This window comes from Psychrosphaera algicola (assembly GCF_028401425.1).
Lineage (GTDB): Bacteria > Pseudomonadota > Gammaproteobacteria > Enterobacterales > Alteromonadaceae > Psychrosphaera > Psychrosphaera algicola.
Genome location: NZ_JAQOMS010000002.1, coordinates 2,994,292 through 3,016,195 on the forward strand (window position 1 = coordinate 2,994,292; position 21,904 = coordinate 3,016,195).

The 21,904-nt window shown below is 41.3% G+C and carries 18 protein-coding genes, 2 tRNA genes, 3 rRNA genes and 4 pseudogenes; 17 read left to right on the plus strand and 10 right to left on the minus strand.

All coding sequences use genetic code 11. From position 1 onward, the window contains the following. Positions 1-25 precede the first annotated feature (25 nt). From fabR to PN838_RS16450, 5 genes are all read left to right on the plus strand, one after another. Positions 26-679, plus strand: coding sequence for an HTH-type transcriptional repressor FabR (gene fabR, locus PN838_RS16430; protein WP_272182625.1), 654 nt, complete (start codon positions 26-28; stop codon positions 677-679). Positions 680-957: 278 nt separating this feature from the next. Next, positions 958-1,128, plus strand: coding sequence for a hypothetical protein (locus PN838_RS16435; RefSeq protein ID WP_272181364.1), 171 nt, complete (start codon positions 958-960; stop codon positions 1,126-1,128). Positions 1,129-1,161: 33 nt separating this feature from the next. Then, positions 1,162-1,461, plus strand: a complete 300-nt coding sequence (locus PN838_RS16440) for a hypothetical protein (protein WP_272181365.1) — start codon at positions 1,162-1,164, stop codon at positions 1,459-1,461. A gap of 9 nt (positions 1,462-1,470) precedes the next feature. Beyond that, positions 1,471-1,794, plus strand: a complete 324-nt coding sequence (locus tag PN838_RS16445) for a helix-turn-helix transcriptional regulator (RefSeq protein ID WP_272181366.1) — start codon at positions 1,471-1,473, stop codon at positions 1,792-1,794. Positions 1,795-1,841: 47 nt separating this feature from the next. Further along, entirely contained in the window at positions 1,842-1,979 is a 138-nt protein-coding gene (locus PN838_RS16450; RefSeq protein ID WP_215961976.1) for a hypothetical protein, read from the plus strand. 124 nt (positions 1,980-2,103) lie between these two features. Here PN838_RS16450 and trmA read toward each other — a convergent pair whose 3' ends face one another. Both trmA and PN838_RS16460 read right to left on the minus strand, forming a co-directional pair. After that, entirely contained in the window at positions 2,104-3,207 is a 1,104-nt protein-coding gene (gene trmA / locus PN838_RS16455; protein WP_272181367.1) for a tRNA (uridine(54)-C5)-methyltransferase TrmA, read from the minus strand. Positions 3,208-3,320: 113 nt separating this feature from the next. Continuing rightward, on the minus strand, positions 3,321-3,737 hold the full coding sequence (locus tag PN838_RS16460) for an RNA recognition motif domain-containing protein (RefSeq protein WP_215961978.1): 417 nt from the start codon (positions 3,735-3,737) through the stop codon (positions 3,321-3,323). Between the two features lie 571 nt (positions 3,738-4,308). On the opposite strand from PN838_RS16460, the gene PN838_RS16465 reads away from it, so the two are divergent. The 8 genes from PN838_RS16465 (at position 4,309) to PN838_RS16500 (ending at position 13,074) form a co-directional block, all read left to right on the plus strand. Next, positions 4,309-5,844: ribosomal RNA gene (locus tag PN838_RS16465) — 16S ribosomal RNA — on the plus strand. 232 nt (positions 5,845-6,076) lie between these two features. Then, positions 6,077-6,153, plus strand: a tRNA-Ile gene (locus tag PN838_RS16470). Positions 6,154-6,246: 93 nt separating this feature from the next. After that, positions 6,247-6,322, plus strand: a tRNA-Ala gene (locus PN838_RS16475). Positions 6,323-6,600: 278 nt separating this feature from the next. After that, a 23S ribosomal RNA gene (locus PN838_RS16480) occupies positions 6,601-9,477 on the plus strand. Between the two features lie 164 nt (positions 9,478-9,641). Then, positions 9,642-9,756 (plus strand): 5S ribosomal RNA (gene rrf, locus PN838_RS16485). Together the 16S, 23S and 5S rRNA genes with 2 tRNA genes alongside form the textbook arrangement of a ribosomal RNA operon. Positions 9,757-10,743: 987 nt before the next feature. After that, a complete protein-coding gene (locus PN838_RS16490) occupies positions 10,744-10,992 on the plus strand; it encodes a hypothetical protein (RefSeq protein WP_272181368.1) in 249 nt (82 codons plus the stop codon). Positions 10,993-11,081: 89 nt separating this feature from the next. After that, positions 11,082-12,620, plus strand: coding sequence for a tetratricopeptide repeat-containing diguanylate cyclase (locus tag PN838_RS16495; RefSeq protein WP_272181369.1), 1,539 nt, complete (start codon positions 11,082-11,084; stop codon positions 12,618-12,620). 79 nt (positions 12,621-12,699) lie between these two features. Next, complete coding sequence (locus PN838_RS16500) at positions 12,700-13,074, plus strand: HIT domain-containing protein (protein ID WP_272181370.1); 375 nt, start codon at positions 12,700-12,702, stop codon at positions 13,072-13,074. Between the two features lie 35 nt (positions 13,075-13,109). Here PN838_RS16500 and trxA read toward each other — a convergent pair whose 3' ends face one another. Further along, entirely contained in the window at positions 13,110-13,430 is a 321-nt protein-coding gene (gene trxA, locus PN838_RS16505; RefSeq protein WP_215964632.1) for a thioredoxin TrxA, read from the minus strand. An 87-nt stretch (positions 13,431-13,517) separates the two neighbouring features. On the opposite strand from trxA, the pseudogene rhlB reads away from it, so the two are divergent. From rhlB to PN838_RS26555, 3 genes and pseudogenes are all read left to right on the plus strand, one after another. Continuing rightward, positions 13,518-14,736: pseudogene (gene rhlB, locus PN838_RS16510) on the plus strand (ATP-dependent RNA helicase RhlB). Positions 14,737-14,812: 76 nt separating this feature from the next. Next, a pseudogene (locus PN838_RS26550) lies at positions 14,813-15,597 on the plus strand (Ppx/GppA phosphatase family protein); the annotation flags it as partial. Positions 15,598-15,699: 102 nt separating this feature from the next. Beyond that, a complete protein-coding gene (locus PN838_RS26555; protein ID WP_334313531.1) occupies positions 15,700-16,239 on the plus strand; it encodes a hypothetical protein in 540 nt (179 codons plus the stop codon). 169 nt (positions 16,240-16,408) lie between these two features. Here PN838_RS26555 and hemB read toward each other — a convergent pair. The 7 genes and pseudogenes from hemB to tatA all read right to left on the minus strand — a co-directional run bounded on the left by hemB (position 16,409) and on the right by tatA (position 20,628). Further along, positions 16,409-17,415, minus strand: a pseudogene (gene hemB / locus PN838_RS16520) (porphobilinogen synthase). After that, positions 17,402-18,295, minus strand: coding sequence for a GGDEF domain-containing protein (locus tag PN838_RS16525; RefSeq protein ID WP_272181371.1), 894 nt, complete (start codon positions 18,293-18,295; stop codon positions 17,402-17,404). Before PN838_RS16525 ends, hemB begins: the two are co-directional and overlap by 14 nt. Before the next feature lie 573 nt (positions 18,296-18,868). Next, complete coding sequence (locus PN838_RS16530; protein ID WP_272181372.1) at positions 18,869-19,372, minus strand: hypothetical protein; 504 nt, start codon at positions 19,370-19,372, stop codon at positions 18,869-18,871. After that, positions 19,359-19,814 carry a twin-arginine translocase subunit TatC gene (gene tatC, locus PN838_RS27495; protein ID WP_502592190.1) on the minus strand — a complete coding sequence of 152 codons (456 nt, stop codon included), beginning with the start codon at positions 19,812-19,814 and terminating at the stop codon, positions 19,359-19,361. The genes PN838_RS16530 and tatC overlap by 14 nt, the downstream gene beginning before the upstream one ends. Then, a pseudogene (locus PN838_RS27955) lies at positions 19,747-19,965 on the minus strand (twin-arginine translocase subunit TatC); the annotation flags it as partial. The pseudogene PN838_RS27955 and the gene tatC, both read right to left, overlap by 68 nt. A 206-nt stretch (positions 19,966-20,171) precedes the next feature. Continuing rightward, positions 20,172-20,408, minus strand: coding sequence for a Sec-independent protein translocase protein TatB (gene tatB / locus PN838_RS16540; protein WP_334313392.1), 237 nt, complete (start codon positions 20,406-20,408; stop codon positions 20,172-20,174). Continuing rightward, positions 20,350-20,628, minus strand: a complete 279-nt coding sequence (gene tatA / locus PN838_RS16545) for a twin-arginine translocase TatA/TatE family subunit (RefSeq protein WP_272181374.1) — start codon at positions 20,626-20,628, stop codon at positions 20,350-20,352. Before tatA ends, tatB begins: the two co-directional genes overlap by 59 nt. A gap of 112 nt (positions 20,629-20,740) precedes the next feature. Here tatA and PN838_RS16550 point away from each other — a divergent pair, with 112 nt between their 5' ends. After that, positions 20,741-21,898: a hypothetical protein gene (locus PN838_RS16550; protein WP_272181375.1), complete on the plus strand. Its 1,158-nt coding sequence runs from the start codon at positions 20,741-20,743 to the stop codon at positions 21,896-21,898. Positions 21,899-21,904 lie beyond the last annotated feature (6 nt).

The window sequence follows — 21,904 nt, forward strand, 5'->3', positions numbered from 1 at the left end:
AATATGTTTATATTTTAGTGAACAGCTGTTCGCAGGAAAAAATTGCAATGACAAAAAACGGTACCAATCCCCGCACAATAGGACGAGGGCAGAGCAAAAAGAGCAAACTCGCAGAGCAATTGTTGATGCTGCATTTAGAATGTTAAGCGCAGATCACAGTTATGCCAACTTAAGTTTGCGTGAAGTTGCTCGTGAAGCTGGAATTGCACCGACGTCATTTTATCGCCACTTTAAAGATATGGACGAGCTTGGATTAACATTAGTTGATGAAGCAGGTTTAATGTTGCGGCAGTTGATGCGCCAGGCGCGCGCAAGGATCGCGAGGGGCGGTGGCAGTGTTGTACGTACGTCTGTGGAAACCTTCATGGAGTTTGTCGACACTAATAGTAATGAATTCCGGTTATTGCTTCGAGAACGTTCAGGTACTTCAAAAGCATTTCGTTCTGCTGTACAGCGAGAAATGATGCATTTTATCCAAGAGCTTTCTGATTACATTAGACAAAAAACTCATTCGAACCATAAAAGTGCTTTGTGGGAAGCGGATGCGTTGGTGACAATTGTATTTAATGCCGGTGCAGATGCCCTTGATTTACCCAAGGCACAACGTGAAGAATTATCTAATAAAGTCATTCAACAATTACGTTATGTCACAAGAGGAGCAGAGGCGGGTAGAAAATAACAAGTTGTGTTATTTTTAAGGCGAGGTTTTTAGGTAGAAACCGCCTAATTGCCTTTTGAGTAATGTGACTAAGATACGCCACGCCGCTTTATCATTTAAATATTGATGGTAAAAAACAAACTCTATTTCGCTACAAACCCCAGTACAATAGCCTTTTGGGTATATGACACAGGTATGTCACATGACATTTGGTATGACTGTCGTTCACTTGTCATCACTATTCAGCAAAATTTCGGTTTAACTTGAACTCGTCAAAACGAAGCGAGAGGAAACGCATAATGGACAATAATCAAACTATAGAGACAAACTCTAACGATAATTCAACGAGCAATCCAATGGACGAATCTAGTGATAACCATCAAGAAGTAAACCAAATAGGAACTATGGCTTTATTCAGTGATGGCTTTAGTTTCAATTTCGAATTTGGTGGTCACAAAATTCTTGCTTAGGGCTCTGCGAAATCGGGAAAAGAAAAAGTATTTGTGGATGGCCAAGTTGTTGGTGAAAAACGAAGTTTTACAAGACGATCTGTTATCCCTTTTACAATAGGTAAAGATGAACTTGAAATTGAGTTTCATACGGTAAGCCTGCTTACTGCAGAATTGCACTGTACGTTAATTAAAAATGGGGTTCATGTTGAAACCCAAAAACAGGTTCCGAAATATACAGCTAATAAAAAGAAATCTAAATGGCGTATCGCGTTTTGGTTTGCCATTGGTTTTGTATTTGGTTTTTTGCTATCGATGAAATTGTCGCGTTTTTCTCTTAATCACTCTGTATAGGTAATAGTAATGAACATAAATGCAGAGTTAATTAAAATCCATAGAACTAAGCATAATTGGACTCAACAAGTATTGGCCGAGTCCTGTGGCGTAAGTTTAAGAACCATACAACGTGTTGAACGTTATGGTAATGCGTCACATGAAACGGTAATGGCATTAGCGTCGGTATTTGAAATTGAGCAGTCAGAAATAGTTATTCCCGAAAGCCCTGTGGTTGAGCTTGAAATGAAAAACACCGAGGGCAGCAAACTAGTGGAACAGGCAATACAGTTTGTTATTACACTTATCACGGGTATGTTGATTGGTGCCGCACTGATGCGATTTTTGAATTAGCCGTTTAGCTGTAATAAGAGTCTATCTTGGTGAACATAGGAATAAATATGAAAAATGTAACTGGTAAAACTGCGGATACTGCTGATAGTGACAAAGAAAGCAGAGGGATTATTACGCTGGTGGCCATTACGGTGGCGATAATGATATTTGGATTAGGTGTTTCTGTTGGGCAGTTTATTGCTTGATGGCATTTATCAAAGAGTCAACAACGTGAATTGGTTTATGCATTTAAAAAGCCCACATTAAGTATATTAATAGTGGGCTTTTCGTTCTAAGTTTATCCGCTGTCTGTCTGACTTACTTACTTATTTATCGATTAGATTTAGCGGTTAGAACAACGCCGCATTCTAAATGGTCGGTATAAGGGAACTGATCAAATACGGCAAATTTAGCAATGTTGTGCGTTTTACTTAGTTCCTGCAAATTGTCGTAAAGCGTATTTGGGTTACAACTTATGTAAATAATGTTTGGGTAGTTTGCCACCATCTTTACGGTATCTTCATCTAATCCCGCACGTGGTGGGTCGACGAATATTGTTTCACATTTATAGTCATCAAGTTCGATACCTTCTAAACGTGTAAATTTACGTGTTTTATTTACCGCTTCGGTAAACTCTTCGGCTGACATTCTTATGATCTTAAGATTGTCTATGTTGTTTTGTTCAATATTGTACTGTGCCGAACGCACTGATGTTTTAGATATCTCAGTTGCGAGAACTTTGTCAAATTTGTCTGCCAATGCAATTGAAAAATTACCATTACCACAATAAAGCTCTAGTAAGTCACCTTTATAAGGAATAGCATTCTTTGCCCAACTCAACATTTGTTCGCAAACTTTTGCGTTAGGTTGCGTAAAACTGTTTTCCACTTGCTTATATATGTACTGCTTGCCGTCAACTGTCAGGTTTTCGATCACATAGTCCTTATCCAATACGATCTTTTGCTTTTTAGCACGTCCAACAAAGTTAATTGTATATTTGTCACTTAACTGTTGTTTTAACACTTTTGCTGCGGCGAGCCATTCATCGTCAAGTTGCTTGTGATAAAGCAGAGAAACTAAGATTTCACCTGATAGGGTAGATAAGTAATCAATCTGAAATAGCTTGCGGCGCAATATTTCATTTGGCTTTAATAGCTCAGTTAAGTCGGTCATTACACTATTAATAAGTGTACTAGCTGGTGGGAACTGATCGATACGCACTTTTTGCTTGGTTTCTTTCTCAAACATTATATGAAAAAGATCGTCGTCGTCATGCCAAACTCTAAACTCACAGCGCATTCGATAATTTAATGTAGGAGATTTGAATTTGTCGATTTTAGGAATTGAAAACTCTGCGAATTGATCATTGATCAAATCCAACTTATTAGAGAGTAGAAGATCGTAATTGTCTGGATCGATTTGGCTTAATGGCATGGGTTATTTTGTCTATAAAGGTTGATTGTAGGTATTTTAATGCAAAAGCAGCAAAATATTAAATTTTCCAATAAAAAAGGCTGCACTAGGCAGCCTTTTTCTTAAGGACTTAACTACTTTTCGTTAGCAAGGCGAACTTTTAAGACGCGCTCTTGAAATTCAAAGTCGTTTAATGCGGCAATAGCGCTTTTGCTATCGCTGGTTGCGATTTCAACGAAACCAAACCCGCGACGCTTACCAGTTTGTTTGTCTCGCAACAAACGTACTGAAAACACTGTACCGTGTTCGCTAAACAAATCGCGAACACTGCCTTCGTTTGCACGGTAAGGCAAATTGCCTACATATAATGTAGTAGTATCTGCTTTTGCTGAGTCTTCTGACTTAGCGAAAGCGGCTGCTAAACCAGCCAATATTGAACCGGCAGCGAATACAACGGCGCCTGACAATGAAATATCTATAAAAGATAATAAAATGGCACCTATTACTGCAACAATTACTGACGGTATGAAAACCGAAGAGTTGAACGACATAACTAATTACTCTCAAAAAAATGACTAAATAAAGAAATAGCTGATACGTGAAGGATTCACGTAAAGCTTATCTTATTATCTTAATTATCTATTACAAGCACTTTCTAATATTAATTAATGTACAGGATCCTGATGAAAAAACAGCACTTTGTACAAGGATCAAACAAACAGTCATTAAAGTGTAATATTATTGAAAAAAGGGCTTGCGTTAAATTCTAAAGTCCCTAAAATGCGCCCCACGTTGTCAGGGAGACATCAACCGCTCAAAACAATATGTTTAGTAGCAGGAATGTCGTCTAAATCGGCTAGGAAGTTTGAAAAAATCTTTCAAAAAGATTTAAATAAAACGTTGACAACAAAAACAGGAAGCGTATTATACGCCTCCCGGTTGAGACAGAGTCTTAACCCAGAGGAAACCCTCTAAACCGTTCTTTAACAATTTGTAATTAATTATCTGTGTGGGCACTCCGTAGAGTAGTGACAACAAATATATATGTATAAAGCTACTTATATAGAATGTCTGCACAAATTTATTTGAACAGTATTTTTATTAAGTAGCCGATTAAACTTTTAAGTGAAGAGTTTGATCATGGCTCAGATTGAACGCTGGCGGCAGGCCTAACACATGCAAGTCGAACGGTAACATGAACTAGCTTGCTAGTTTGATGACGAGTGGCGGACGGGTGAGTAATGCTTGGGAATTTGCCTTTAGGTGGGGGACAACAGTTGGAAACGACTGCTAATACCGCATAGTAGCTACGGCTTAAAGAGGGCTTCGGCTCTCGCCTTTAGAGAAGCCCAAGTGGGATTAGGTAGTTGGTGAGGTAAAGGCTCACCAAGCCGACGATCCCTAGCTGGTCTGAGAGGATGATCAGCCACACTGGAACTGAGACACGGTCCAGACTCCTACGGGAGGCAGCAGTGGGGAATATTGCACAATGGGCGCAAGCCTGATGCAGCCATGCCGCGTGTGTGAAGAAGGCCTTCGGGTTGTAAAGCACTTTCAGCGAGGAGGAAGGTTTAGTAGTTAATACCTGCTAGATTTGACGTTACTCGCAGAAGAAGCACCGGCTAACTCCGTGCCAGCAGCCGCGGTAATACGGAGGGTGCGAGCGTTAATCGGAATTACTGGGCGTAAAGCGTACGCAGGCGGCCATTTAAGTCAGATGTGAAAGCCCCGGGCTCAACCTGAGAACTGCATTTGAAACTGGATGGCTAGAGTGTGAGAGAGGGTGGTAGAATTTCAGGTGTAGCGGTGAAATGCGTAGAGATCTGAAGGAATACCAATGGCGAAGGCAACCACCTTGGATCAACACTGACGCTCATGTACGAAAGCGTGGGTAGCAAACAGGATTAGATACCCTGGTAGTCCACGCCGTAAACGATGTCTACTAGCAGTTCGTCTCTTAAGAGATGTCTTGCGCAGCTAACGCATTAAGTAGACCGCCTGGGAGTACGGCCGCAAGGTTAAAACTCAAATGAATTGACGGGGGCCCGCACAAGCGGTGGAGCATGTGGTTTAATTCGATGCAACGCGAAGAACCTTACCATCCCTTGACATCCAGAGAATTTTCTAGAGATAGATTAGTGCCTTCGGGAACTCTGAGACAGGTGCTGCATGGCTGTCGTCAGCTCGTGTTGTGAAATGTTGGGTTAAGTCCCGCAACGAGCGCAACCCCTATCCTTAGTTGCTAGCAGGTAATGCTGAGAACTCTAAGGAGACTGCCGGTGACAAACCGGAGGAAGGTGGGGACGACGTCAAGTCATCATGGCCCTTACGGGATGGGCTACACACGTGCTACAATGGCAAGTACAGAGGGTTGCGAACTCGCGAGAGTAAGCGGATCCCATAAAGCTTGTCGTAGTCCGGATTGGAGTCTGCAACTCGACTCCATGAAGTCGGAATCGCTAGTAATCGTGGATCAGAATGCCACGGTGAATACGTTCCCGGGCCTTGTACACACCGCCCGTCACACCATGGGAGTGGGCTGCAAAAGAAGTGGGTAGTTTAACCTTCGGGAGGACGCTCACCACTTTGTGGTTCATGACTGGGGTGAAGTCGTAACAAGGTAGCCCTAGGGGAACCTGGGGCTGGATCACCTCCTTAACGAAAAGTCGCACATGCGAAGTGTCCACACAGATAATTAATTACATATTGTGAGCAAGAAGTAAGCTACAAGTCATCTACAAGTGAGAGCTTGTAGTGTGTAACCTTAGGGTTGCGCAGTGGATTTTGTGCTTAGGCAACGCCGCGAAGAAACGAGTCGAAGGGCGCTATCGTCTGATAGTAACCGAGCGAGTTTCGAGCAAGGCAGCATAAGGGCAAAAGACCAAGCAAGAGGCCTGTAGCTCAGCTGGTTAGAGCGCACCCCTGATAAGGGTGAGGTCGGCAGTTCAAGTCTGCCTGAGCCTACCAATACGCTCCTACTCTGCGTTAAACGCTTCGTCGTTTAGCAGGCTAAACGTCCTCAGCGTTTGCCTTGATTAGAAACGTCTTGGTATTTAACTTGGGGCTATAGCTCAGCTGGGAGAGCGCTTGATTTGCATTCAAGAGGTCCGCGGTTCGATCCCGCGTAGCTCCACCACTTCTTCTGCTAGGAAGCACGCTAAAGAATGAATATTGTTTCAGTATTTATTGTTTAGCGTTTTTTATAAACGCATTGCTCTTTAACAATTTGGAAAGCTGATAAATAAGGTAAACATTATTGTTTATTTAATTTGTTATTCAACAATTAAAAAAATAATTTTGATTATCACTGTAAGAAGAAAACTCAAGCGTTATTTATGTCGATTGTACTTTTAGCGAGTGCAATCAAAATGGCATAACCTACGACTGACAGTATGAGAATACTTAAGGTTGTATGGTTAAGTGAATAAGCGTATACGGTGGATGCCTTGGCAATTGGAGGCGATGAAAGACGTGTTAATCTGCGATAAGTCTGGTTAAGGTGATAAAAACCGTTATAGACCAGAATTTCTGAATGGGGAAACCCACCCTTTTAGGGTATCGCATAGTGAATACATAGCTATGCGAGGCAAACCTGGAGAACTGAAACATCTAAGTACCCAGAGGAAAAGAAATCAACCGAGATTTCCTGAGTAGCGGCGAGCGAAAGGGAAACAGCCGAATCAGTATAGTTTAGTGGAAGCATCTGGAAAGTTGCACAGTAAAGGGTGATAGTCCCGTACACGACAAGCTATATTGGACATATTAAGTAGGTCGGGGCACGAGAAACCTTGACTGAAGATAGGGGGACCATCCTCTAAGGCTAAATACTCCCAATTGACCGATAGTGAACCAGTACCGTGAGGGAAAGGCGAAAAGAACCCCTGTGAGGGGAGTGAAATAGAACCTGAAACCGTATACGTACAAGCAGTAGGAGCAGACTTGTTCTGTGACTGCGTACCTTTGTATAATGGGTCAACGACTTATATTTTGTAGCAAGGTTAACCGAATAGGGGAGCCGTAGTGAAAGCGAGGGTTAACTGCCCGTCTAGTTGCAAGGTATAGACCCGAAACCCGGTGATCTAGCCATGAGCAGGTTGAAGGTTGAGTAACATCAACTGGAGGACCGAACCCACTAACGTTGAAAAGTTAGGGGATGACTTGTGGCTAGGAGTGAAAGGCTAATCAAACCGGGAGATAGCTGGTTCTCCCCGAAATCTATTTAGGTAGAGCCTCGGACGAATACTTACGGGGGTAGAGCACTGTTTGGGCTAGGGGGCCATCCCGGCTTACCAACCCCATGCAAACTCCGAATACCGTAAAGTACTATCCGGGAGACACACGGCGGGTGCTAACGTTCGTCGTGGAGAGGGAAACAACCCAGACCGCCAGCTAAGGTCCCAAAGTTATTGCTAAGTGGGAAACGATGTGGGAAGGCTTAGACAGCTAGGAGGTTGGCTTAGAAGCAGCCACCCTTTAAAGAAAGCGTAATAGCTCACTAGTCGAGTCGGCCTGCGCGGAAGATGTAACGGGGCTAAGCAATACACCGAAGCTGCGGTAGCGTAATTTATTACGCTAGGTAGGGGAGCGTTCTGTAAGTGGCTGAAGGTGACTCGAGAGGGTTGCTGGACATATCAGAAGTGCGAATGTTGACATGAGTAACGATAATGGGAGTGAAAAACTCCCACGCCGAAAGACCAAGGGTTCCTATCCCATGCTAATCAGGGTAGGGTAAGTCGGCCCCTAAGGCGAGGCAGAAATGCGTAGTCGATGGGAAACAGATTAATATTTCTGTACTTTTAATCATTGCGATGGGGGGACGGAGAAGGCTAGGTGAGCACGGCGTTGGTTGTCCGTGTGAAAGTATGTAGGTTGGCTGCTTAGGTAAATCCGGGCGGCTAGAACTGAGATACGAGACGATACTCTACGGAGTAGAAGTCATTGATGCCATACTTCAGGAAAAGCCTCTAAGCTTCAGATGATTGAAAACCGTACCCTAAACCGACACAGGTGGTCAGGTAGAGAATACTAAGGCGCTTGAGAGAACTCGGGTGAAGGAACTAGGCAAAATGGTACCGTAACTTCGGGAGAAGGTACGCCGGTTTTGGTGATAGGACATGCTCCTTAAGCTGAAGCCGGTCGCAGTGACCATAGTGGCTGCAACTGTTTATTAAAAACACAGCACTCTGCTAAATCGAAAGATGACGTATAGGGTGTGACACCTGCCCGGTGCCGGAAGGTTAATTGATTGGGTTATCGCAAGAGAAGCTCATGATCGAAGCCCCGGTAAACGGCGGCCGTAACTATAACGGTCCTAAGGTAGCGAAATTCCTTGTCGGGTAAGTTCCGACCTGCACGAATGGTGTAATGATGGCCACGCTGTCTCCACCCGAGACTCAGTGAAATTGAAATCGCAGTGAAGATGCTGTGTACCCGCGGCTAGACGGAAAGACCCCGTGAACCTTTACTACAGCTTGACACTGAACATTGAGCCTACATGTGTAGGATAGGTGGGAGGCTATGAAACTTGGACGCCAGTTCAGGTGGAGCCAACCTTGAAATACCACCCTTGTATGTTTGATGTTCTAACGTTGGTCCCTTATCGGGATTGCGGACAGTGTCTGGTGGGTAGTTTGACTGGGGCGGTCTCCTCCCAAAGAGTAACGGAGGAGCACGAAGGTTTGCTAAGTACGGTCGGACATCGTACGGTTAGTGTAATGGTAGAAGCAAGCTTAACTGCGAGACAGACACGTCGAGCAGGTACGAAAGTAGGTCATAGTGATCCGGTGGCTCTGTATGGAAGGGCCATCGCTCAACGGATAAAAGGTACTCCGGGGATAACAGGCTGATACCGCCCAAGAGTTCATATCGACGGCGGTGTTTGGCACCTCGATGTCGGCTCATCACATCCTGGGGCTGAAGTCGGTCCCAAGGGTATGGCTGTTCGCCATTTAAAGTGGTACGCGAGCTGGGTTTAGAACGTCGTGAGACAGTTCGGTCCCTATCTGCCGTGGGCGTTGGATGATTGAGAGGAGCTGCTCCTAGTACGAGAGGACCGGAGTGGACGAACCGCTGGTGTTCGGGTTGTCATGCCAATGGCATTGCCCGGTAGCTACGTTCGGAATCGATAACCGCTGAAAGCATCTAAGCGGGAAGCGAGCCTCGAGATGAGTCATCCCTGACAGTTTAACTGTCCTAAAGGGTCGTTGAAGACTACAACGTTGATAGGTAAGGTGTGGAAGTGCTGTGAGGCATTAAGCTAACTTATACTAATTGCCCGTGAGGCTTAACCATACAACGCTTAAGTGTTCTTAAGACATTGATGGTCAAAATTATTGAATGTGTGAATACAAATCTTATTTATAACGTATTGCCTTAAGGCGGTACGAGCTTTCTGAATGTTAAATCAATTATGTAAACGATGTTCGTAGAACATTGATTACAAAACAGCTTTTGCCTATGGTGGCAATAGCGCTGTGGAACCACCTGACTCCATTTCGAACTCAGAAGTGAAACGCAGCTGCGGCGATGGTAGTGTGGCATTTGTCATGCGAGAGTAGCTCACCGCCAGGCTCCCAATAAACGAACCCGTTAATCGAAAGATTGACGGGTTTTTTACGTCTGGGATTTAAAGATTTGAGCTGTCTGCAAGGTGAAACATGCTATTCCTCTGCACTCGGTTGGAGGTTCCAAATATCGCTGTGGCTCTTTTGGAATGACGTTTTTTATTCCGAACTTATGAGCTGCCTGCAAGGTGAAACATGCTATTCCTCTGCACTTGGTTGGAGGTTCCAAATATCGCTGTGGCTCTTTTGGAATGACTTTTTCAGCAAAATTACAGTGTTGTTTTGAAAAAGCTGTTTCTTTTGTCTTTTAAATGGTGGTGATTTATGGGGTTTTTATGCATAAATATATGCACGAGATTTGCTATGCCGTCATTAAATTTTTTCAATGGTATTCGAGTAGACTGTGTTTAACATGATTTGTATAGGTAAGGACTAGAATCAGTAGGTGGTTTTTCGTAGTTAATGTTTACTAGGCTTTTGTTTACAAAGCTAATATTTACAAAGCTTTGTAAACAAAAGCTATGCTTATAAAAAGCTGAGGTTTAAGTATTGGTGTTTTACGTTAAACGTTAGTTAAGAAATTTAGGCACTTTTTAGCACAAGTAGAAGACACCGCCTTTGTTAATTAGGGTTTGTTAGTCAGAATTATTAAGCTGTTCAAACGAATAAAGTATTTTGACTTTTTATGCAAAATTGAATAAACGGACTAAGATTAGTGCGGTAGTAAAAGTGCGATTAGTTTGCCGTGATTATTAAAACAATAAATTCGACATTATTCCAAAGATTTACAATAGTACTAAAAATACTCTTATTGCTTATTATATTAGATAGTTGCGTCTTACCAGAAAGTTGGTAAATTGAGCATCTTGAATTACAGATAGAAGTATTTTTGCCGACTTCTAACGTGTAAGAGTTTAAATTTCATTTATGGCGAACTAGGTTATTTGGCTCTAAAATGAGAGAGACCGAAAATTTTGGAAGATGTAAGGGATAGATGTTTCATTTTTTAAAGCTGAGTTGGATTATTGCAGTTTTGCTATTTGCCAGTTGCGGCGCGACGGCTGATACGTATTCAAAAGATAAACTAATTTCGGAACTCGATAATTTAAAAATCAGCAAGATCGCTGTACTTGGTGTCGCCCTTGATAAATCAAAAGATCTGTTGGCTTCAGCCCAACTACATGCTGATAAACAATCGATAGTAAAAGCCGTATTAATACAAGCTGAGATTCTTAAAAACTAGAAAGGTATCAAGAGGCGCAAGAATTACTTGATACCTACAGTAACAGAATTGAATCGCTAGATGATCCAACCTTTAACCTTAGAGCAGACTTGCTCCGCCTTGCTTTATTAGACAATGCAGCAGAGTTTGACAAGTCTAAGCAGTTAACTCAAAAAATTATCTCTAAAATTCAGAGAGCTTCACAAAATGAGCTTGTAGCTAGGTCTTACCTTGAAGTTGGTTATAGTTATTATCTAGATACTGGAATGGACAAGGCGATAGAATTTTATAATAAAGCCTATGAGATATATTTTAGACTTAATGAAGAATCGGGCTTGGCTGACGTTTTTAATTCCTTATCATTGGTTTATGGAGAGCAAGGCGATAAAAATTTAGCGGTTAATTATTTGAAAAAAGCCCTCGCTATATACAGCAAGCTTGGTTACCGCCATGCAGCATCGTTAGCGCATTATAATTTAGGGTTTACCTACGTAGACATGGGGCTTCTAGAGGAAGCAAAGTCGCAGTTTAGTGCTTCAATTGAAATTAGCCTAGACATCGATGACAAGTTAAATTTGGCGTATTCGAAATCGGCACTAGCACGGATTTTTATTAAGCAATCACAATTTGTTAATGCGGCAAATCTTTACAAAGAATCCATAGCTATTTTCAAATATTTTGACGATGAAGTCACTTCATTCCGTATGAAGGTTGGCCTGCTAGAGTCGTATATCGGAAGCAAAGATAAAATTGCTGCCGGTAAGTTATTTAATAAGCTTCAAATAGATTACGCCAAATATGGGCAACCGGGTTACCCAAGTAAGTTCCTGTTAATCTCTGCGCGATATCACGAACTAATGATGGACTATAAACGCGCCTTTGAAACACAATTGGATTATAGCCAGCGACTACTAAAAAACTTTGACCGGGTTCAAGAACAGGACGTAGAGAAGCTAATGGTTGAGTTTGATAGTAAAATTAAGGAATCTGAAAACTTATTACTACTCAAAGACAATGAAGTAAAAAAACTTAGGTTAGAGCAACAAAATAGTCGGCTTTTCTTTTTAATCTTAGTGTCAGTTATGGCGATTTTAATAATGGTTGTTATTGGCTTCTTGTTATATCGACAAACTCTACACCGGACTCGGTTTCAGAAAATGGCATTGCGTGATCATTTAACTAACGCTCCAAATCGACGTGCGGTTCTACAATATGCAAAAGAACGTTTCTCTGAAGCACGACAAACAAATATGAACTTTACCATTGCTTTAGTAGACTTAGATCACTTCAAAACCTTTAACGACCAATATGGCCACGACGTTGGCGACGAAGTTTTAAAATCTTTCTCTAATGCCTGTGCATCTGCGCTAAGAAAGCAAGACCGATATGGACGTTATGGTGGAGAAGAGTGGTTATTAGTGTTGGGTGATACGGATAAAAACGAAGTAACCCAGATATTTAACAGACTAAAAGCTAACTTAGAGAAAATAAGCATCAACGGTGTTGAAAAGCCTCTTACGGTTTTGTTTAGTATGGGTGTCGCTCAATATGATCCTGACACCGATAAAAACGTCCAAGACATGATCCGTCGCGCTGATAGTAACCTTTATGAAGCAAAAGGCTTGGGAAGAGACCGAGTAATTCAATAACTGTCTTTTTGCTAAGGCTCCTTTTTGCTTTAGGGCCAAATGTCTGCCTTTAATACTCATATAAGAAGTTAACTACACTATGTTTAAACTAAATCATCGATTCGAAGAAGACTCTATTTTTGTCACTAAACTCGAACTTTGCCAAGTTCGATTGCAAAACGATGCTCGCTTTCCCTGGTTTATTTTAATCCCCGAGGTTGAGGGGGTTGAAGAAGTTGATGCGTTGAGCGTTTCTCAACAGCACGTACTAATTGATGAAAGTTCTAAAGTGTCAGCTGCACTTAGGTCCGTAGTTTCTGCTGATAAAATAAATGTCGCTAATCTTGGGAACATTGTTCGTCAACTACATTGGCATGTGGTAGCGAGAACAGAAAATGACGTTGCTTATAGTAAGGCCCTATATGGGGTGTTGGTACAGCAGAAAAATATGAAGACAAAAAAAGAGTCGAATTAATCGACTCTTTTCTAACTGTATTAAACAAGTAAATGTTAAACGTTTTCGTTTAAAAACTCGACTAATTGCGTTTTGCTTAGTGCGCCAACTTTAGTCGCTGCAACTTCACCATTTTTAAACAACAATAGTGTTGGAATACCACGAACGCCAAATTTAGGTGGCGTGTTAGGGTTTTGGTCAATGTTCAATTTTGCAATTGTAACGCTGTCCATTTCTTCAGCTACTTCGTTCAAAATCGGAGCAATCATCTTACAAGGCCCGCACCATTCTGCCCAAAAATCTACTAATACAGGTTTGTCGCCGTTTACGACAGAGTCAAAGCTGTCATCGGTTACTGCAACTATTTTATCGCTCATTTTAAACTCCGAAATTATATAAAATTTATACGTCTATTTTGAATAATATGTTTCTTATTGCAAGTGTTAAGGTTATGCTTATCAGCTATGACTAAGACACATTTAACTGAAACAAAATTTACCGACTTTGATGTACATGAAAATGTACTAAAAGCCCTTTCTAAACTTGGCTTCGAGAATTGTACGCCTATCCAGGCTATGTGTATGCCGCTTATCGAAAAAGGTTCCGATATAGCAGGGCAAGCACAAACTGGTACGGGTAAAACGATAGCGTTTTTAACCGCTACATTTAACCGTCTTCTCAAGTCTGACACTAAACCTTAGCCAGCCGAAAGCTATTATTTTGGCACCTACTCGCGAATTAGCAATACAAATTCATAAAGACGCTGTGGTATTCGCTGAGACAACTGGGTTATCTCTTGGACTTGTTTATGGGGGCGAAGGTTATGAATCTCAACGCCAACTTTTACAATCAGGAGTTGATGTAGTAATTGGCACGACTGGACGTGTAATTGATTACTTAAAACAAGACGTATATTCGCTTGAAAATATTCAAGCCGTGGTACTAGATGAAGCAGACAGAATGTTTGATTTAGGCTTTATTAAAGACATCCGTTATTTATTTAACAAGATGCCACCTAGTGACCAACGTCTAAACCTAATATTTTCTGCGACAATGAGCTTTAAAGTAAAAGAACTCGCTTTTGAACACATGAATGAACCAACTCATGTTCAAACTGAGCCTGAACAAATGACAGGCCACCGCATAGTAGAAGAGTTATTTTATCCTCAATCTGACCAGAAATTTTTATTGCTACTTTCACTAATCGAAGACGATTGGCCAGATAAAGCAATTATTTTTGCCAATACTAAACACGTTTGTGAAAAAATATATAACTGGATGAAAGCGGATAAACACCGTGTAGGTCTACTAACGGGTGACGTGAATCAGCGTAAACGCTTAAGTATTTTAGATGCGTTTGCAAAAGGTGATTTAGATTTCCTCGTTGCGACTGACGTAGCCGCTCGTGGACTTCATATCCCTGCTGTAACACATGTTTATAACTTTGATTTACCAGATGACCGTGAAGATTACGTGCATCGTATTGGTCGTACCGGCCGAGCGGGTGCTAGCGGGCATGCAATTAGTTTTGCATGTGAATCATATGTTTATAATCTACCAGCTATTGAAGAATATACTGGCCATGCGATACCTGTTTCGCATTATGACGAATCTGCGTTGTTGGACGATGTCCAAAAACCTCGTTATCAGAAACGACGTCATCATCAAAGACGCCGGAGTTAATTGGTAAGGTCAGATGTAAATGGAAAAAAACAGTAGTTATGCCGTAATTGACTTAGGGTCAAATAGCTTTCATATGATGATAGCTCAGGTGGTTGCTGGTAGTGTTCAGATTATTGGCCGGGTGAAACGTAAAGTTCGCCTAGCCTCTGGTCTTGACGAAAATCTCATTTTGTCTGACGAAGCAATGCTAAGAGGTTGGGAATGTCTCGACCTTTTTGCTGAGCGACTTCAAGATATCCCCATTAATAATATCCGCATTGCCGGAACTGCTACACTTAGACTCGCTACAAATGTTTCTGTTTTTTAGATAAAGCCGAACAAATTTTAGGTTTGCCAATAGAAATTATATCTGGTGAACGCGAAGCGCAAATTATTTACAAAGGTGTTGCTTACACATCAAGTCGAAAAATACGCCGTTTGGTTATTGATATTGGTGGTGCTAGCACTGAGTTAATCGCAGGCGATGGAGATACTCCTGTAATATGTAAAAGTTTGAATGTCGGGTGTGTCACCTATTTAGAGCGTTACTTCCCGGGTGGTTACCTTTCAGAAACGAATTACACTAATGCTATTGCAGCGGCTGAGTTAGAAATTTCGACGATTCGCGACCTCTATAAAGATTTTAACTGGAACGAAGAAGTTGGCGCGTCGGGTACGGTGCAAGCCATTCAAGAAATTCTAATCCATCAGGGGCACGACGAAATCATTACGCTGGAAAGGCTTGTCGCTATCATGCAGCAGTCTATCACCTACGGTATTATTGATAATCTGACTATCCCCGGTTTAGTTAAAGACCGTCGCATGGTATTTCCAAGTGGTGTATCGATATTGATCGCAATCTTTAGACAACTTAACTTGACCGGAATGACACTGGCCGGTGGGGCGTTGCGCGAAGGTCAATTGTATTCGATGTTACCTGAACTGACAAAAATGAATGTTCGCAATAGGACAATCGAAAGTGTCATGACACGTTATCATGTCGATAAAGAGCATGCTAAACGAGTTGCAGAGTTGTCGATAAATTTGGCTAAACAAACCGAACCCAGTTGGGATCTGCAACAATTCGAAGCGCTAGACATATTGCGAGCAGCAGCTATGGTCCATGAAGTGGGATTACAAGTCGCCTATAAAGGTCAGCAACTGCACTCAAGTTACATACTGGCAAACACCAATTTACTAGGTTTTACCGAAGCGCAGAAAAAATTACTCACTTCTTTGGTGTTAAACCATAGGGAAGACATAGATAAAGACTCGCTTTATAAGCAAAGTTCAACGTCAGTGTTACTTGCATGTCGTTTAGCTCGTATATTGAGGTTAGCGGTTATTTTGGCGCTCAGACGAGCAGACGAAGTTTTACCTGCAGTTGAAATTGTTGTAACCAATGAAGATATCGCGCTCAAATTGCCTAAAAACTGGTTGGATAACAATCCACTTAGTAAAGCAGAACTGAACCAAGAAGCGGGTTCACAAGCTGAACTAGGATGGAAATTATTTCTGGATTAAAGACATATACATAAATGAGTACAAAAAACCGAAATCAAATTTCTGACTTCGGTTTTTTAGGTTTTTAATTTGTTGTTAATAAACAGGATAAGCCCTAAATCGCACGTCCTTTTTGTTTAAGTGCATTAATTGAAGGCTAATCAATCAAGAATTAGGCTTATTGCCGAACTTATTCGTTTAACCAAATCGCGGCTCTTTTGGCAAAGTAGGTTAATATCCCGTCTGCACCAGCGCGTTTAAATGCTAGTAAGGATTCCATCACAGTTTCTCGTTCAGACAACCAGCCATTTTGAATTGCCGCCATGTGCATGGCATATTCACCACTGACTTGATAAGCATAAGTTGGTACTTGGTACGTGTCTTTTACGGCTTTTACGATATCAAGATAAGGCATGCCCGGTTTAACCATAACCATATCAGCACCTTCTTCAAGGTCTTGGGCGACTTCACGCAAAGCTTCATTACAATTAGCAGGGTCCATTTGATAGGTCTTTTTATCTGCACCTTTGAGATTACCAGCAGAACCTACGGCGTCTCTAAAGGGCCCGTAATAATTAGATGCGTATTTTGCCGAATACGCCAAAATAGAGGTGTTGTGATATCCGGCAATTTCTAATGCGTCTCTTATTTCCCTATTCGACCATCCATCATATCGCTTGGTGCAACTACATCCGCTCCAGCTTCAGCATGCGACAGTGCTTGTTTGACTAAAATTTCAGTAGTAATGTCGTTAAGGACATAACCGTTGTCGTCGATGATGCCGTCTTGGCCATGGATTGTGAATGGATCTAATGCAACGTCGGTAATAACGCCTAGTTCAGGGCAGGCTGATTTGACAGCGCGAACCGCTTTTTGAGCCAAACCCTCTGGATTATATGCCTCTTCAGCCATAACTGATTTTATAGATTGCGGTGTTACCGGAAAAATCGCAATGGCCGGTATGCCCAACGAAACTAATTCTTTTGCTTCATTAACGAGATGATCAATGGTCATGCGTTCTATGCTAAGGCATCGAATCGATAGTTTCTTTTTGTCTGTCCCATCCAATATAAACATCGGATATATTAAGTCATTTGTAGTTAATACGTGTTCACGCATAAGTCGACGTGAAAAATCATTTTTACGCATTCTGCGCATTCGCGTAAATGGAAATGCACCTAAATCATTGTGTGGCATTAATATTTTCCTCTGAATTAAATATGATAACTCGATTTCGCCCCGTTTCTTTGGCCTGATATAAGGCGTCATCGGCTTGACCAATAATATCCTTTGGGCTCATCGAATGAGTTGCATCGGTAAAACCTACGCCAAAACTTGCATTACAACTTACGGGGCCTTTTTCACTATTAATCGCAAGTTGAGAAATCTTTATTCTGATTTTTTCTGCAAGGGCAAATGCTCCCAGCTTTTCAGTATTTGGCAAAATGAGTGCAAACTCTTCGCCACCGTAGCGGAATACTTCGTCGGTTGAGCGCTGCAAGGTTTCTGCGGCGGTGAGCGCAACGCTTCTAATAACTTCATCGCCGATCAAATGCCCGTAGGTGTCGTTAACTTTTTTAAAGTGGTCTATGTCAAACATAACTAAAGATAGCGGCAGTTGTTCACGTCTGGAACGGCGTAGTTCCGCTAAAATGCGTTTATCAAAATGCCTGCGATTATGGATACCGGATAAAGCATCTAATGTATTTAGTTTTTCTAATTCGTGATTTTTCTCTTTCAGTTCACGTAGGGTAACTTGCATCTCAAAATTTTGATCGGCTAGTGTTTTATTTAGTTGATCAACCGTTTCTTCATCCGGACCAGAGCCGTTTGAGGTTGTTTGCTGCCAGTAGTTTTCAACTACATAATAAATGATGGCAAACATCCAAAGAGTTTGCGGCGTTAAATTCGATTGCAGGTTTGCAGCGAGAAAAATAACCGTATAAAGCACAGAAACAATGAGTAAAGAAAGTGGAATGTAATGTGTTTTTGGTGTTTCAAAATGGATGTTGGCATTTTCAAAAGCAAATAAAAGATAGCTTAATAGAGACGTTAAAAAGACAAAGGTTAGTATCAACAGAAATACGCTTGGCGGCGCAATAAAAGTAGTAAGCGGAGTTAATATGGTAAAACTACAGGAAAGCTTGAGAAGCAAAGTTATGCGGGGGAAATGTCCTGACCTAAAGATAAGTAGCAATACAAAGTAATTAAGTTAAATGCGAATAACGCCAAGGATGCATAAATAGTAATGACTTGAGAAATGGTATCAGACCCTAAACTCAGGGAATTATCGAGGTTCAAACTTAAAGTCATCAGCATTAGAGAAAGTAAAAAGCCGCTTTGTAAGCCATTTACTATTGATTTTTTTGGATGGCGATGATGCCGTTAAATAACATGGAGCCGATGATAAGCCCCATCCAAATATACGCTAAAGGAGATAACTGATAAATTTCAAATATCGGGTTATTGAACATAAATTAAATTTGGTTCATTAAATTAGCTGAATTCCCTATGGATCCAAGTTGAGTCTACAGCGCAAAATATAAATATAACGCTAAACCGAATAACTTCCATCCCAATATTTTTGTTATCTTTTAACCTAACGCAAATTTTAACGATACGTCGACGCCACCAAGCATTTTATTTAATACTATTTTAGGCGTTTTATCTTGTATTGATTATTTGAATTTGCTTTTTTAAGGGTGAATGAGCCCAATATTGCACGTTCTATAACAATGACTTCGTTTGCCTTTAGTTTAAGCCTGTCCGTTGTGGTCTGTTTCCAAATTTGACCATTATCTAAATAAATCTTTAAATGGCCATATGCCGTTTTTTTGACTTTAGTTACGGTAGCGGTAATTTGTTCTGCAGATTGTTCGTCCAAATATTGCTTGTGTTCGAGGCCAAATTTACTGTTAGCTGACTTTTTAGGCGCTTGTTTTACTGCCTCGTCGCTGTGAGCTACTTTGCCTTTGCTAGAAAAAACACGATCTGCCAATTTGTCGTAACAATTGAGTCGTTTGATATCTGCTTTGATGCTGTTGCATGCGGCATAGTCTTTATTAGAAATACCCGCAGCATTAGCAGAAAATACTGAAGTTACTGCTATTAATGTGAGTAGGAAAATAGAAAACTGCGTTTTACTTGTTGTCATCTTGTTCTCGCTTTTTATTTACAATCGTCGCCATAATTAGCCCAAGCTCGAATAACATCCACATTGGAATTGCCAGTAATGTTTGGCTAATAACATCCGGAGGAGTGAGCAACATTCCAAGTATAAAGGCACCTACGACAACATAAGGTCGTTTTGTTTTTAGTGTTTCTACATCGGTGATCCCAGCCCAACAAAGGACAAAAACAACGATTGGAACTTCAAATGCGAAACCAAATGCGATAAATATTTTAAGAATAAAATCCAAGTAACTGCTTATATCGGTCGCTATCGTAATACCTTCTGGGGCTACGCTGGTAAAGAAAGCAAAGGCGAGCGGAAAGACAATAAAATAGGCAAATGCAATACCACTGTAAAAAAGAAAAACAGAGGAAAATAAGATAGGCGCAGCGAGTTTTTTCGTGACTATATAAACCCGGCGCAATAAATCCCCACATTTGATGCAGCAAATACGGGAACGCCGCAACGATGGATAACATGAAAGCAAGTTTAAATGGCGTTAAAAATGGTGCAGCAACATCGGTTGCAATCATACTTGCACCCTCAGGCAAAACATCAATTAAAGGCGCCGCAATTTGGGTATATATCTCGTTTGCAAACACAGCCAACACGGCAAAACACAAAGAACGGCAACAACGCTACGAATTAACCGTTGTCGAATTTCTATTAAGTGCTCAATGATTGGGGGTTTTTCAGTCTTTTCTGTTGTCATCAGACTTATCTTTTTGGTGCTCAACATTAAGCGGTTGGTTTACGCTTTCTGCCGCTTTGGTAAGCTCATCTACAGATTTCTGTAGTTCGGGGAAAGGCTATCCAATCCTTGCTGTTCAGCCTTTTTGAGGTTTTCATGGAGCTCGTGCACTCGTAATTGCTCGTTTACTTCCGCACTAAAGCTCTGTGTCATTTGTGACAACTGCCGTTTGAACTGCACTACTTTACGCATAGCAGCTGGCAAGCGATCAGGCCCTAACACAATTGTGCCAACAACCGCGATGAGAATCAGCTCCCAGAATCCCACTAGTCTTTTTCACTTTTTCTTTGTTGGTTTCAACAAACTCAGCATCTTTCTTTTCGTCAGTTTTATCTTCAACTACGGGTTCGTCAGAAACAGAATTTTTAAATCCTTTAACGGCAGAGCCAAGATCGCTTCCTAATGATTTCAATCTCTTAGTGCCAAATAATAAAATTACAATTACCAAAACGATCAGTAATTGCCAAATGCTAATTCCACCAAACATGTAACGCCCCTTTTAAACAATTACTGCTATTATAAAGTCATAAGTGCTCAAATTCATACCCTTATATCACATTAAAACGATGCAATCGGTCGAGGAACAGGATGCCTACAAAATGTACGGGAAATTAATCACTAATATTTTAATATTTGTGAGTTTGATATTCGAAGTTATGGCTACGGAATTGCCTTCAAGTCCACAACAAGATATCTGCAAAGGCAGTGATGATACGGTCTCGTCGGTAAAAACTGAATCGAAAGAAAATACTAACGCTCCCAGTCCTCAATGCGTCAATCAATCACTACCTCCGCCGGTCGAAAATAAAACAGATAAAGATATAACCGAATTAGAAAAAGAGCTCGAAGAAAAACGACTAAAAGTATTGTTTGTCGATGTTAATACGGTGATGGAAACTGTCGGCGATACTATGGATTGGACGGCAAACTGGGTTGATGGTTATTTTGCAAATGGTAAGCCCGGAAGCGACAAAGCAAAAGCCTGGGGCCATGTTGTTATGGGTTGGGAACCACGCGATGGTGAGTGGGGAAATTTTCCCGTTAAATTTAAAGTAAGAGCCAAACTTCCTAATCTAAAGGATCGTGTCGAATTAATTTTAACTGACGATGAGCAAGATGATTTTAAAAATTTACCCTACGAATCTGTTCGTCCCGATGCGTACAAATCGAGTGAGCGTTCTTTAGGTGCCGCGATTCGTTTTCTACATTCAGTATCGGAGGATATCAGTACATCTTCTAGATTAGGGTGGGGTGACAACCAACTTTACGCCCGTTCGCAAATGTCCTATCGTAAGAAGTTTTTTAAGGACAAAGTGTCGTTAACGCTTCAACCCTCTTTAGAATATTATGTGAGTGACGGTTGGGGTAGTCGCTTTCTAATCGACACTGGATTAGAAGTCAGTCCCATTAATGAACTTCGTTTAAACTATTCTATTCGTGACTTACAAACCTATGAAAGCCCAGAATGGCGTTCGGGTTTGTATTCAATTACGGCAGTGAGTGACAAGTCTGTCGTGATCGTTGGCTTATCTTCGGTTGGTGTTGTAAAGCCGAAATACGCTCCGGAGTTTTACAAATTTAGTGTTCGTTACCGCAGAAAAGCTATCCGGAGTTGGATATTTTTTGAAGTCGAACCGTTCCTAGAGTTTAGTCGTGAACCGGATGTTGATAGTTTAGTCTCTAAGCATGGTTATACCGAATTCCAACGAGACATCGGCATAACCCTTAGATTTGAAGTGCATTATGGATTTTTGTAATGAATG

Excerpts from the sequence above, each read along its gene's own strand:
- PN838_RS16500 (WP_272181370.1), top strand. The coding sequence starts at position 12,700 with ATGTTTAAACTAAATCATCGATTCGAAGAAGACTCTATTTTTGTCACT.
- PN838_RS16445 (WP_272181366.1), top strand. The coding sequence starts at position 1,471 with ATGAACATAAATGCAGAGTTAATTAAAATCCATAGAACTAAGCATAAT.
- PN838_RS16550 (WP_272181375.1), top strand. The coding sequence starts at position 20,741 with ATGTACGGGAAATTAATCACTAATATTTTAATATTTGTGAGTTTGATA.
- PN838_RS16435 (WP_272181364.1), top strand. The coding sequence starts at position 958 with ATGGACAATAATCAAACTATAGAGACAAACTCTAACGATAATTCAACG.
- trmA (WP_272181367.1), bottom strand. The coding sequence starts at position 3,207 with ATGCCATTAAGCCAAATCGATCCAGACAATTACGATCTTCTACTCTCT.
- PN838_RS16450 (WP_215961976.1), top strand. The coding sequence starts at position 1,842 with ATGAAAAATGTAACTGGTAAAACTGCGGATACTGCTGATAGTGACAAA.
- PN838_RS16530 (WP_272181372.1), bottom strand. The coding sequence starts at position 19,372 with ATGACAACAAGTAAAACGCAGTTTTCTATTTTCCTACTCACATTAATA.
- PN838_RS16490 (WP_272181368.1), top strand. The coding sequence starts at position 10,744 with ATGTTTCATTTTTTAAAGCTGAGTTGGATTATTGCAGTTTTGCTATTT.
- PN838_RS16460 (WP_215961978.1), bottom strand. The coding sequence starts at position 3,737 with ATGTCGTTCAACTCTTCGGTTTTCATACCGTCAGTAATTGTTGCAGTA.
- trxA (WP_215964632.1), bottom strand. The coding sequence starts at position 13,430 with ATGAGCGATAAAATAGTTGCAGTAACCGATGACAGCTTTGACTCTGTC.
- tatA (WP_272181374.1), bottom strand. The coding sequence starts at position 20,628 with ATGTTTGGTGGAATTAGCATTTGGCAATTACTGATCGTTTTGGTAATT.
- PN838_RS26555 (WP_334313531.1), top strand. The coding sequence starts at position 15,700 with ATGACACGTTATCATGTCGATAAAGAGCATGCTAAACGAGTTGCAGAG.